This window comes from Sphingomonas sp. ABOLH (assembly GCF_003951715.1).
GTDB lineage: Bacteria > Pseudomonadota > Alphaproteobacteria > Sphingomonadales > Sphingomonadaceae > Sphingomonas > Sphingomonas hankookensis_A.
In genome coordinates, this window is sequence record NZ_QQWV01000020.1 from 63,514 (window position 1) to 75,620 (window position 12,107).

At 65.5% G+C, this 12,107-nt stretch carries 9 protein-coding genes; 1 reads left to right on the forward strand and 8 read right to left on the reverse strand.

Annotated features, from left to right (window positions below; genetic code table 11):
* Nucleotides 1-48: 48 nt before the first annotated feature.
* From CA237_RS11195 to CA237_RS19680, 6 genes are all read right to left on the reverse strand, one after another.
* Nucleotides 49-810 (reverse strand): hypothetical protein, encoded by a 762-nt coding sequence (locus CA237_RS11195; RefSeq protein ID WP_010409145.1) that lies wholly within the window; start codon nucleotides 808-810, stop codon nucleotides 49-51.
* Nucleotides 797-1,528, reverse strand: a complete 732-nt coding sequence (locus tag CA237_RS11200) for a hypothetical protein (RefSeq protein WP_010409143.1) — start codon at nucleotides 1,526-1,528, stop codon at nucleotides 797-799. Before CA237_RS11200 ends, CA237_RS11195 begins: the two co-directional genes overlap by 14 nt.
* Nucleotides 1,529-1,840: 312 nt before the next feature.
* A complete protein-coding gene (locus CA237_RS11205) occupies nucleotides 1,841-2,083 on the reverse strand; it encodes a hypothetical protein (protein ID WP_010409139.1) in 243 nt (80 codons plus the stop codon).
* On the reverse strand, nucleotides 2,080-5,154 hold the full coding sequence (gene mobF / locus CA237_RS11210; protein ID WP_010409137.1) for a MobF family relaxase: 3,075 nt from the start codon (nucleotides 5,152-5,154) through the stop codon (nucleotides 2,080-2,082). The genes CA237_RS11205 and mobF overlap by 4 nt, the downstream gene beginning before the upstream one ends.
* Before the next feature lie 3 nt (nucleotides 5,155-5,157).
* Complete coding sequence (locus CA237_RS11215) at nucleotides 5,158-7,260, reverse strand: type IV secretion system DNA-binding domain-containing protein (RefSeq protein ID WP_241215473.1); 2,103 nt, start codon at nucleotides 7,258-7,260, stop codon at nucleotides 5,158-5,160.
* A 409-nt stretch (nucleotides 7,261-7,669) separates the two neighbouring features.
* The gene (locus tag CA237_RS19680; RefSeq protein WP_154651477.1) at nucleotides 7,670-7,843 is read right to left on the reverse strand and encodes a hypothetical protein; all 174 of its coding nucleotides are present in this window, start codon (nucleotides 7,841-7,843) and stop codon (nucleotides 7,670-7,672) included.
* A gap of 635 nt (nucleotides 7,844-8,478) precedes the next feature.
* Here CA237_RS19680 and CA237_RS11220 point away from each other — a divergent pair.
* Nucleotides 8,479-8,697 carry a hypothetical protein gene (locus CA237_RS11220; protein WP_010409132.1) on the forward strand — a complete coding sequence of 73 codons (219 nt, stop codon included), beginning with the start codon at nucleotides 8,479-8,481 and terminating at the stop codon, nucleotides 8,695-8,697.
* Between the two features lie 180 nt (nucleotides 8,698-8,877).
* On the opposite strand, the gene CA237_RS11225 is transcribed toward CA237_RS11220, so the two are convergent.
* Both CA237_RS11225 and CA237_RS11230 read right to left on the reverse strand, forming a co-directional pair.
* The gene (locus tag CA237_RS11225) at nucleotides 8,878-9,432 is read right to left on the reverse strand and encodes a hypothetical protein (RefSeq protein WP_010409130.1); all 555 of its coding nucleotides are present in this window, start codon (nucleotides 9,430-9,432) and stop codon (nucleotides 8,878-8,880) included.
* A gap of 1,116 nt (nucleotides 9,433-10,548) precedes the next feature.
* Entirely contained in the window at nucleotides 10,549-11,541 is a 993-nt protein-coding gene (locus tag CA237_RS11230; RefSeq protein WP_037494485.1) for an SLOG family protein, read from the reverse strand.
* Between the last annotated feature and the right edge of the window lie 566 nt (nucleotides 11,542-12,107).

Here is a 12,107-nt window from a genome sequence, read left to right on the forward strand (position 1 = left end):
GTCCTGGCGGTGCGATGCGAAATCCCCGCGCGTGGATGAAGGACAGTGTCACTGGATCGAGGCCGGTTTGGCGGCGATGCGCCGGACCACGAGATTGCTGTCGGCCCCCAGACGAAGATCGAGCGTGTGCCCGACCCGTCGCGTGAACAGCATCACGCCGGCAACCTCGTCGTGCAGCGTGCCCTTGCCGAAGAAGGTCCGAGAATCTGCCCATTCGCGGCCGTGGATGAAGCGGACGCGATATTGGCCGAGCGGGGCTGGCACGGTGACACGCTCGAAGGCGCGGACATAGACCGACAGCCGGTTCTTCGCCGTCGCCGGATCGAGCAGCTGGACGATGCTATTGTCTGCCGCACCCTGAATGGTCAGGTGGCTTCTGACGGTTCGCAGGTCGACGCTGGAGGAGACGGCGACCGTTCCCGATTCCGGAAAACCGGTGTTCGTCCCCACGATTGACGCGAACAGGCTGGAGGTTGCGCGCTTGATCTGGCCCTGCCCGGCCCAGGCCGCAAGGACCAGTGCGATGGCAACACCGACGCCCAGCGCCTGCCAGTAAGGGGCCGGCGTGAAGCGCGGGCGGGGCCGCCATCGACCGCGCTGATAATCGTGGCCCCTGTTCCTGGCTTCGAACCACGACCCTTTCGATCCGCCAGATATCCAGCTCGCGCTCCCCAGCGGCACCGATTTCCTGAACCCGAAGCGGTTCAGCTCGACCCGTGCCTTGCGATCGTTCCATTGCGTCGCACCGGGATCGAGCCCCTGCCGCTTGCGGTAGCGATCGCGCATATAGTCGCGATCATCGATGCCCATCGACCACCTCCATCGACTGCGAGGGGAGAGCCAGGGGAAACACGTCCATTCTGGACAGCATCGCGTGATCGCGCAGCGAGGCCTCGACGGCGACAACCTCGCTCGAAGTCAGTCCAGGTTCGCGTCGTACGAACAGGATGGTCGACGCCGATCCTGCCAGCCAGCGCGCGATGGAGATCCTGGGCATCAGCCGGTCGTGGTCGGCGAAAGCGTGGGTCGCTCGTCGCACGCCGGCCAGCACGGTCATTCCCCAACGCAGGGCGTGACCGTTTCCAGAATCGTGTCCCGCCGCCTCTGCGACGGCTTCCGGCGGGAGATCCCGTATCAGATCGCGGACGGCCGAAAGGGTCGCACCAGGTTCATCGCCGGCATGCTGGATCGCGCGGAGCAGCACATAGCGCGAAGCGCAGGTGTAGCCCGAGCAAACGTCAGGATCGTCGGGAAGGAACGCTTCGATCGCGGACGAGCGTGCATAGTCGCTCGGATGGTCTGCGAAGAAGTCCCAGTTGCCGCGCGCGGGGTCGATCAGCTGGTCGCGGACCTGGTCGGCGAGTTCGGCGATCGCGTCGCCATCGCCGAATACCGCGAGCCGGCCCCCGTCACCGGCGCGGACCGCTTCAAGCGCCGCTTCCGTCAGATCCGCGGTTTCGGCGATCGTGAGGGTCGCGTGCGTCGGCTCGGGTTGGCGCCGGAAGCGAAAAGGGAAACTACCGTCCACCGGGCGTACCTTGGGTTGCGGGCGGAACGAAAATTCCACCATCGGTGTGAAGCGACGCGCTGACGATTCCGCATCCGACCGCCCAGGCGAAGGTGAAAGCCGCCACCGCGGCCGCCAGGAGTCCCGCCTGACGCAACCGGCGCGTCAGCGGGACGATCATGCGTGGTGCGGTTGACCGTGGCTCCACGGGCTTCCTGCGGGCCTGATGGCCATACTCGGCCGTTCCCTCGATCGCGTCGCAGGGCGGCGTGTCGAGCCGCGAGGTCCGACCGATGCGGGGAGGCCCGTGCATATAGTCGCGGTCGGCGAGGCTCATCGTGCTGGCTCGGACCGGACCCGGAGGGCACGCAGCGCGCGGGTGAGCGGCAGGAGTAAGACGTAGGTCAGGCCGAAAATCGCGGCCATCGCAAGCGTTTCGCCGCCCCAGTCGAGCGCATCGTCGCGCCGCGCGAGCTGGCTGCATTGCGTGAGCGTATGAGTGTCGAGGTCGCAGGCGTGCCAGTGCTTGGTGGCGATCACCTGGTCCCAGGTCGGTGGTGATGTGGTCATGCTCATAGCTCCAGTCCGATGTCCTTTTCGGGGTAGGGAAGTTCAGGCCCTTTGGGCTCGACCGGGACGCTGAACCGGGAGAGGTCGAGCGAGGGATCGGTACGGATGTCGATCTTGCCGCCGGTCGAGGGGCGGGCTGTATCTGCGCTCGGCTCGCCTCCGACTTTCTCCGGTCCGCGATCGAGGTCGGGCGGCAGCGAAGGGTTGAACGTCTCGCCCGCGCCGGCTTTCGTGGCTGCGCCGGCAGCGCCGCGATCGGGGTCGATCGACAGCGCGCCGGTGGTCTCGAGCGCCGAGGTCTTGTTGCCCTCGTTGCGCTCGATCGCGGCGGTCAGCTTCTCGCGGTCGTCGGTGAACAGCTGGATGTCGTCGCGGACGCGCGTGACGGTGACGTTGAACAGCCGCTGGTTGGAGAGGTTCGATTCCCTGTGGCTCATCACCGCGATCGCGGTGTCGGTGGTGATGCCCTGCGCCGCGTGCATGTTGAGCGCGTAGGCGAGGCTGATCCGCTCCATCATCGGATCGCCCGCCTTCAGCTCGTGGAGGGTGCCGTCGCTCGCCTCCACCTTGATCCCCGACGGGTCGGCCGAGACGACGCGGGCGATATCGTTGTTGTTGAGGCCGCGGTCCTTGTCGTTCTGGGTCCAGCGGATCTTGTCGCCCTCATGCAGCTTGATCTGCTCGCGCTGGGCGAGCTGCATCGCGTCGGTCTTGTCGACCGGCGATATCTTCTGCGGATCGAAGGTCCGTACCCGGTTGCCGATCTGGACCTGAACGCGCCCCTTCGCGTCGACGCCGAGCACGTCATAGGTGCCGGGGCTGAGGCCGAGCTCGCGCATGGCATGGCGCAGGTCGATCACCTGGCCGGGCTTATAGGTATGCGCGTAGCGGAGTTCCTCGCGCGTGACGTTGACCTTGTCGAGGACCGGGGTGACGACGCCGTCCCCTTTCAACGTGCCCTCCGCGGCGAGGCCGTCCTGGATGCGCACGTTGAGCTCTGCGCGCGCGACGCGGCCCGACGAGAACATCGCGGTGGTCTCGCGCTGTTCGGGGGTTAGGCCCAGCCAGTGTTCGGCCGCGGCCTTCACATGCTCGGGGTTGGCGGTGACCTTGTCGCCGAGCATCGCCATCGCCTCGCGCACCTCGCCGCGGTTGGTCAGCGCGGCGACGGTGCGCAGCTGCTCGGTGCGCTGGCGCAGATTCTCGTCCATCCGCGCCAGCGTGATCCCGCCGGCCTGCGCGAGCGCGAACGCCTTGCCGGCGTCGACCGCGGTGATCTGCTGGCGATCGCCGATCATCAGGAAGCGATCGACGCCGAGCGCATTGGCGATGCCGACCAGGTGCTTCATCTGCTCCGAGCCGACCATCGAGGCTTCGTCGAGGATGAGCGTGGTGCCGGCGAGCGCGTCTCGCGCGCCGTCATAGCCCGCGCCCTTCCCAGCGAGCGCGTGGCGGGCATAGCTGTGGACGAACGAGGACACGGTGCGGCTCTCGATGCCGGCTTCGGCGCCGAGACGATCGGCGGTCGCCTTCATGAGCGCGAGACCGACCACCTTGCCGCCTTCCTGCTCGACATTGCGCGCGACGCTCGCCAGCATGGTCGACTTGCCGGCGCCCGAGACGCCCTGGACCGCGACGATGCGATCGGCGGAAGTGAGCGCCATCGTCGCGGCCGCCATCTGCCCTGCATTGAGTTCCTTGTCGCCCGATGCGGCGTTGATCCGCTCGATAACGGTGTCGGCGGAGACGATCACCCGCCCCTCCCCCTTGCCGCGCTCGATCTCTGCAAGGATGCCGCGCTCCGTCGCGAGCGCCTCGGGCGTCGTGACATGGGTGACGACGCTGTCGATCCGGTCATCCTTGCCCGGAATCAGCTTCTCGTTGCGGATGAGCTCGGAGACGCGCGCGTCGACATGCGCGGCGGTGACACCCTTCAGCCCGAGGTCGAGCGCGGTCCTGGTGATGTCCGGCACCGCGAACGCGGCTTCGCGTTGGGCATGGATGCGGATCGCGGAGGCGACGGCGTGCTGGGCGCGCAGATCCACCGGCGCGATGCGCAGCCGGTCGAGGCCGCTGGCGACGAGCGGATCGGCGGGTCGGAATAACTCGCCCAGGCTTTCGCGGAGATTGGCCAGGACGTCACCGAGGCGCTCCATCGGTCGTGGCTGGGCATCGAGGCCGCTGGCGCCAGCACGCTCGCGCGCGGCATCGACCAGTGCCTTGCCGTCGAATCCGAGCGCGGCCGCCCGGTCACGCCATTCCTGGCGCAGGGCATCGCGATCCTCGACGTTCAGCTTGGCGTCGCGGGTATTGTTGGTCACCTTGCGCAACGCCTCGGCGGAGGTGACACCGAGCTCGCCGGCTTTCGCCAGGATATCGGCGCGCCGCTGGCTGAAGGTGTCGATCACCTCCTTAGGCACGCCGGCGATCTCGAACTGGCCGTGCTTGCCGGTGACGCTTGTTTCGTAGCCGATCTTTGCCAGCTCGGCGCGAAACTGGGCGTGATAGGCCGCGCCGATCGTGGTGTTGTTCTTCCAGAGCTGCTGGTTGTGGAGCGCCTGCCATGCCCCGTTCGCCATCTTGGTCATGTTGGCGATAAGGACGTGGATGTGGCCCTGCGGATCGAGAGCGCGGCTCGTGTCGTGCTGGAACAGCGCATAGACGAGGTTGCCGGTTCGCACCGCATCCCCTGACCTGGACTGATCGTAGGTGCGGCCTTCGGCGAAGGTCTTCTCGACCCATCCCATCGTCGCCTTTACGGCGTTCATATGCGCGGTGAGGACACGGGTGTCGCAAGCGACATAGGCCATTACGCTGGCGGACTTCGGCATCGAGAAGGTCAGGTCGACACCGAGCCTGCGACCCTCGACCTGCCCGACCTTTTCGCCATCGGGCATCTCGCCGTTGAGGATCTTCTCGAAGTCTTCCTTGGTCACCTCGCCCTTGAGGCCAAGGTCGGCCGCGCCCACCCCGCCCCAGGCGGTCGCCTCGGACGAATGCTCGGCGGTGTAGTAATCGTCCTTGGCGAAATACTGCGCCGCGCCGGAGGCGGACTTGACGGAAGCGACCGACAGCATCGGCTACATCCCCATGTCCATGTCGTCATCGATCTCCGGCGAATGATCCGGGCCGTGATGACGATGGTGGTGATCGGGGTCGCGCTGCGTCGCAAACCCATCGCGCAATTCGCGGGTCGCCTGGTCCTCGTGGCGATCGGCATCACCGCGATCGGACCGGCTTTCCGGGGCATGGCGTGACGCCTCGCCGCGCGTCGGATCCACCCCGCTCTGCGGACCCGCACGGTTCTCGATCAGGGACATGCCCATGCCGCCGAGTTGGGCATCCAGACTGGATGAACCTCCCGTCACAGGCTTGGAAGGTTCGCCCCCGACCCTCGTTGCGGCATCCGACGCGCGGACGGCATCGACGCCGGTCGGGCTGCTGGCGACGCCCTTGCCGGTTATCTGATCGATCACCACCGGCAGCGACCCGGTGACCTCCATCGCCGCAGCCGCCTTTTCAGCCTCGCTACGCGGCTTCTCGGGCTGCGAGGCGGTCAGGTCCGGCTCTTGCCTTTCCTTCGCCTCCACGCCCCCCACAGGCCGTGTGGGGGTATGCTCGCGGCCACCCTCACCCCCCTCATCCGCGCCATTGTTCCGGGTGTTCTGACGACGCCGGTCTTCCGGCGAGACGTATTCGGTAGGCTTGAAGTTCTTGCGGGGCACCGCCCCCGGCGCGACCTCGGCATAGGAGCGGTATTTGAGTTCGATCCGCGCAGCGGGAAATCCATCGGGAAACTTCACGAAGCCGTGGAGCGACGGCAGGTTGTTGATGTCGTCGGGGATGACCAGCGGCTCGATCGCCGTGCGAGGCGTGAGGGTCGAGGCGTCGCGGGTGTTGTTGTAGCCGTAGCTGTAGGCCTCATCCATCTGGCGGACCTCGCGGCTGCCGATGAACTCGGAGCACTTTTCGGCTGTGGTTCGATCGGCGGTGGCGAGGATCAGCTTGGTGCGCGCAAGTCCGGTGAGCGCGGTCGCGTTCTGCAAGCCATAGGTCGCGACCAGCTTGTCGAACGAGTGGATCCCAAGGACGAACGCACCGCCGAAGTTGCGGGCCGACTGGAGGCCATGCTCGATACCAGGAAGCGCGTGAAGCGCATGGACTTCGTCAAACAGATACCAGGTCCGCAGGTCACGGGTCTTGGGCAGGCGCATGAGGTTGTTGACGGCCAGATCGATCCACAGCGTGAACAGACCGCGGGTCATCTCGAGGTCGTTGTACGAGCCGGTGATGAACATGATCGAGCCGTCGCGATTGTCGGTCGCGATCCAGTCGCGGATCGAGAAGGCGGGCGGGCCGCCCGGGACAGGGTCCGGCATGAAGCGTAGCGCCTGTCCGTTGACGTTCAGAACCGAGCGGATCGATTCCGCCATGCGGGCGGCTTTCTCGGTCGTCAGCGGGGCGGCGATGGTGTCATCGAGCTTGGCGTTGATCGACTTCAGATCGGCCTGCATCAGGTGGTGCGCGATCGCGGCGTTGTTCGCCTCACCCATCTCTTGAAGCTTCAGGCACATCTCGATGAAGAGCATCCGCGCGGCGTTCTGCCAGAACGGTTCCTTGTCGTCGGGATGCGAGGGAATGAGGGCCGATGCGGCCGAAACGAAGTCGGCATAGTTGCGGCATTCGTCGAACAGCGTCCACGGCGCGCAACGCTCGTCCATAGGGTTGAGAATGACGTCGGTTTCTGGGTTGTAGAACGTCTCCACGAACACGCCGGTCAGGTCAAAGATGACCGCGCGATGACCGCGCGCGCGAAGCTGCGAGACGTGGCTGCGCAGCTGGGTCGTCTTGCCGGTGCCGGTGGTGCCGATGAGCATGGTATGGCTCTGTTCGAGCCGCCACGGATAGGGGATGCCGGCGATCGTGTATGGAACGTGGATGCCCCGGTCGATCCGATCGAGGATCGGAGCCTTGGCGACGAGTTCGGGGACGTACGGCGGATCGTGTTCGGCGCACTCGGTGCGGAACTTGCGTCGGTTGTGGCCGCTGACAGTTTTGACGAGCACGTCACGCTCGACCAACAGGGCGCCGCGGTTGTGGCGTTCCTGGAGCATGTCGCTGCCGCGCTTGTTTGCCCACATGATGAACCACATGATGATCGGTGCTGCGATGAAGGCCGACATGACGAGTGTCGTCAGGAAGATCTTGACCGTCTTCGCCCAGGCATGAACGACATGGGGTTCGTAGGGGACGTAGCCGATCGGAACCTTGGTCACGATGCCGTTTGGCAAGGTCAGGTTGATGAGGTGGAATTTGTCCCCGCCGACCCACGTCCAGATGGCGGAATAGAGCTTCATCAGGTCGAGCTGGAATTCATGCTCGGCGAGGCCCAGCCAGACGAAGATATTGAACAGGACGATGAACGTCCCCAGCCATATCCAGATGGGCACCTGGAGGCCCGCCCAGGTCATCTTGTACTGACTGGCGAGAAGCTGCGAACCGCGGGTGAAATTGCCCGAGTTGCGGGTGATCCGCCCCCGCGCGGAATGGTGCTTTACGGTCGCCGCCTGACCGTTGAACCGGATGTCGCCGCTACGCATGGAACGTCGCCAGGCGCTCCTTCGCGGCTTCGCGAAGCTGGGGTACGACGTCGCCGTGATCGCGTGTGATAATCACGTCGATCGCCGCCTGCATGTACTCGAGAACGAGGACCGCACGGGTGATGTTGAAAGTATGCTCGGCCTCAGCGAAACGGATACCGAACATAAGCGCAGTGCGCGCGGCCTCAGACCGGGAGCACGACCGTTTCGCGGCTACACGATCAAGTGCCGCAATCTCTTCAGACGAAAGTCTGAAAGCTATCGTCGAGTTAGACATTCACCACCCACTTGAAAGTGGCTGGTGGGGTTTTCGGAGAGTGGAAAATACTACAGCCTGGTCCCGAGGTATAGAGTGAAAACGCATTCACCCTGCAAACAGGGATTTTCGCGCGTTCTCAAGCGCTTAGGGGAGAACCACCAAGGCGTTTGCAGGGGCAAACATGTTTGCCCCTGCAAACACCGGCAATTACAGACACTTAACCTGCGGCGTGCCGCGTACGGTGTGCAAATCCTTGGGGACTGTCGCGGTGGTGGTGGCATCATGGCTGGATGTCCGATCATTGGACTGGGTTCCGGGAGAGTAAGCGCCGCAGGCAGGCGACCACCGGACTGGACCGAAGGGTATTGGGCGGAGCAATCCCGCCCGACGACGGACCTGGCCGAAGGTCAGTGTCCGTCGCCTCATGCTGGTCCGGTAAAGCCGGACCAGCGAGCGATTATGAGTGTCGCTATTGTGCCGGTGGAGCGGTGCTGGCATCGTGGGAAATGGAGGCCGATCCACGATCAGAAAAGGCAGGTCATATGGCACGGAGTATCGAGCAGGAACGGGCACAGCTTGAGGCGGACGAACAGCGGCTCAACGAACGCCGCAAGCAACTGGCCGATCGTGAGCGTTCGGAGCTGCTGAAGGAGGTGGAACGGTCGGGGTTGATGAAGGCCGATCCTGCCCAGTTCAGCGCGATCATTGGAGCGATCAAGAAACTCGGGATCGCCGAGACCGTGAAGCGCCTGACCGCGTAAGCGGGTCAGCGCGAAAGCGGGCTCAAGCCCATCATGCAAATAGAAGGGGAGCTGCCGTTAGGCGCTCCCCTTTTCAATGCTTGGGCCGAGTTGGCGAAGCTTCGGTCCATTCAGGCATAAGAATGGGGAGCATCGAGGCGAAGCCCGATGCTCCCCGACGCGATGGCGACTGGAGGGAGGCTATCCCCAGACCATGCGTATCCCTTCACTGGTGTCGGCCTGAGCAGCGAGGGTGTCGAAGCGTTCGAGGTAACGACCATCGAGGCGACCAAGGTCGCGGCGAACATAGGGCTGGCCGAGTGTTTCGCGTAGTTGCCCGATGGGCATGCTGCCGCAATTATCGTCCGAAAGTCGCAGCGCGTCGAGGACGTGGAAGGCGTTGCCGTTCGCGAGATTGATCTCCGCTGCGCCGTCCGGGGTGCTGGCGACGCGCATCGTGATCGTGCGGGTCGCGTCATCGTGCCAGAAGCGCACGTTGAGGCCACGGAACTGGGCTTCCTCGACCACGGCGATGACACCCACATCGTGATCGAAGATCGCGCAGATCGACGCGAGCGACCAGGGGCAGACGCGAGCTTCGAACGAGCACGACACGAGCGGGTCATCATCCTCGTCTTCGAGCAGCTGGCCACGTTCGCGGGCGAAGGCGCGGAACGCGGCAAGCTGGCGGGCGGTGATGACGGCGGGCGCGGCGTCGGCTTTGCGATCGACGCTGAGGAAGAAGGTGATCGACATGGTCTGTCTCCCATTGGAACCATCATCTCCGGTTCCCCTCCCCTTCCGATCCGTCAGGATCGGCATGGCCGTTCACGGGGTCATGGGTCGGTCCGCAGGACCGGGTGCCCGAGCGATGCGTAGCTGGTGCTCGCAATGCGCAGGCATTGCGGCACCGCGAGCGAGCCGGGCATTGGTCGGACTGCGCCGGTCGATGCGTAGCGAGCGCGACACGCGCAGGCGTGGCCGCGATGCGAGCGAGACGGGCGCGGTCGATAAGCGGGTGCGATCGGCACGAGCGAGGCGTAGCGAACCGGCGATCCGAAGGGATCGTCGTGAAGCGAGCGAGCCGTGCCGGTCAGCCCATACTCGATCGCATCGGCACGGCGCGATGCGCAGCGGCAGCGCAGGCGATGCGACGGCATCGCCGCGCCCGCCAGCGAGCCGTGCCGATGCCGCAGTCGAGACGCCGGCTGAGCCGCGACGGTCGATGCGTAGCGAGCGTGACACGCGCAGGCGTGGCCGCGATGCGAGCGAGACGGCGTGGCCGATCAATGGGTGCGATCGGCACGGCGCGATGCGCAGCGGCAGTGCAGGCGATGCGACGGCATCGCCGCGCCCGCCAGCGAGCCGTGCTGATGCCGCAAGCGTGACGCCGGTTGAACCGCGCCGGTCGATGCGTAGCGAGCGTGACACGCGCAGGCGTGGCCGCGATGCGAGCGAGACGGCGCGGTCGATAAGCCAACGCGATCGGCACGGCGATGCGTAGCGAACCGGCGATCCGAAGGGATCGCCGTGAAGCAAGCGAGGCGTGCCGATTGGTGTTCAACGACGATCGCCAGTCGTATCGGCCGAGGCGTAGCGCGCTGGTCATCGCATTCAGCGATGACCGCAAAGCGAGCGAGGCGATGCGACGGGTGTCGGTATCGACCCCGGCACCGGCGAGGCGTAGCTGGCAGTGGCAATGCGACGGCATTGCCCTGCCGCGAGCGAGCCGTGCCGAGCGGGCAACGTGGCGTGATCGACCGATAGGTCAGTCCCACGCGGCGCGATGGGGCTCGATGCCCCGGAGCGCCGCCCAGGGCGACGTAAAAAAGGGGAAGGACTCCGGTTGCCCGGAGCCCTTCCGTGGGTGCGTCAGGCGCGGCGGCTGCGCTGGCTCGGCTGCACCGGTGCCTGTCCGTCCTTGCGGAAGACGTGGAGCGGTACGCCGGCGGTACGCAACTTGCGAGCGAAGTCGATCTGGACGCCCGATCCTTCGCAGACGATCGCTTCGACGGGACGCAGCGAGGCGATGCGGTCGTTGCGGAGGAACCCGCCCCGGTTGCCGTGGCGCTTGTCGAGGAACATGCGCACCAGCTTGACCTCGCGCGAGGCCGCCCACGACGCTGCGATGGCGTCGGCACCCTTGTTCATGGCGGTGGTCATCAGGACCATCGACGGGATGCGACGCTTGATCTGGTCGAGGCGTTCGAAGAGCTGCTCGTGGTCGTGCCATTCCATGCCGCCCGAGAAGGCGACAATCGGGCCGCTCGGGTTATGCTCGTCCCGACGCTTTGCCGCGCGCGCCGCCAGATAGTCGGCACCGTCGATCATCGAGGCGGTCAGCTTGGACGACACCCGGCTGCCGCGGACGGTCGAGAAGGGCCGTCCGGTCTCGACGCGATACACGTTCCCGGCGTGGTCCCGCATGCAGCGCATCGCCTCGGCGCAATTCTCGAGGGTCTGGCAGAGCAGCTGGGTCTCTTCGAGCTCCACCGCGTAGATCTCCGAGGGGTCGTAGCTGCGCACCAGGTCGCCAAGTTTCTTGGCGGCGTCATCCTCACGGCCCTCGATGCGCTTGGCCACCATGTGGAAGCTGTTGACGAAGCCCCATGCGAGGTCGGCGGCGAACTCCTCCATGCGAGTGTCGCGGAACACGTCGAACATCGTCGCCAGCATCTGCTCGACGGCGTGTGCGGCCTGCTCCGGGTCGGGCATGTCCAGCTTCTCGGCTTCGCTGACGATGGAAAGCTTCGCCATCTCGCTCGCCTCGATGAACGCCCCCTGATAGGTCTCGGTGGTGTGCTCGTCGGCGCGGCGCTCGTTGATCGCGCGGCCCATGTCGTTGAAGTTGCTGTACTTGGTCATGATAGCCTCCATGAGTTGAAAATCTCACCTTCTCTCGGTGAGGAATCTCATCCGGCATGCGGCGGTCAGGGCGGTCAGGGACGTTAACCGGGAAGCCGCGGCCCGCAGGGTCGCGGACCCCGGTTAACGCTCGCGCGCGGGGGAGCCGATTTTCTCGTGCCCTGGAGGCGGAGCGAAGCGGAGGCGGAAGGGTGCGTGAAAATTGGGGGGACCGCGCGTCCTTGACGGCCCGCCAACCCCGCATGCCAGACTTCCTCATCACAGAGAGAGAAAATATTATGTTGTGGTGGGCACGCCGGGTCGGACCGAGCACGGGCGGCGGTGATGCGCCGCCAGGCGCAGCGCCGCAAAGGCAGCGCCAGTGAGCCCGGGAGGGCGAGCCAGCTGCCGCCGCCCGCGCGCAGGACGCCCGGCGCCGGCATAGGGATCGTCACCCGCAGGGCGTGCGCCGTTGTGGCGCGAAGAAGAAAGGAGAGTTCGAATGAACTGAGCTTATTGGCATAGCTCATGCCTGACCGACTTACCGGTGCTGGTGATGAACCGGCTGAGATTCCGAAAGGAAAACG

Coding starts and splice junctions, on each gene's coding strand:
- CA237_RS11195 (WP_010409145.1), bottom strand. CDS start 810: ATGGGCATCGATGATCGCGACTATATGCGCGATCGCTACCGCAAGCGG.
- CA237_RS11205 (WP_010409139.1), bottom strand. CDS start 2,083: ATGAGCATGACCACATCACCACCGACCTGGGACCAGGTGATCGCCACC.
- mobF (WP_010409137.1), bottom strand. CDS start 5,154: ATGCTGTCGGTCGCTTCCGTCAAGTCCGCCTCCGGCGCGGCGCAGTAT.
- CA237_RS11215 (WP_241215473.1), bottom strand. CDS start 7,260: ATGTCGGCCTTCATCGCAGCACCGATCATCATGTGGTTCATCATGTGG.
- CA237_RS19680 (WP_154651477.1), bottom strand. CDS start 7,843: ATGTTCGGTATCCGTTTCGCTGAGGCCGAGCATACTTTCAACATCACC.
- CA237_RS11220 (WP_010409132.1), top strand. CDS start 8,479: ATGGCACGGAGTATCGAGCAGGAACGGGCACAGCTTGAGGCGGACGAA.
- CA237_RS11225 (WP_010409130.1), bottom strand. CDS start 9,432: ATGTCGATCACCTTCTTCCTCAGCGTCGATCGCAAAGCCGACGCCGCG.
- CA237_RS11230 (WP_037494485.1), bottom strand. CDS start 11,541: ATGACCAAGTACAGCAACTTCAACGACATGGGCCGCGCGATCAACGAG.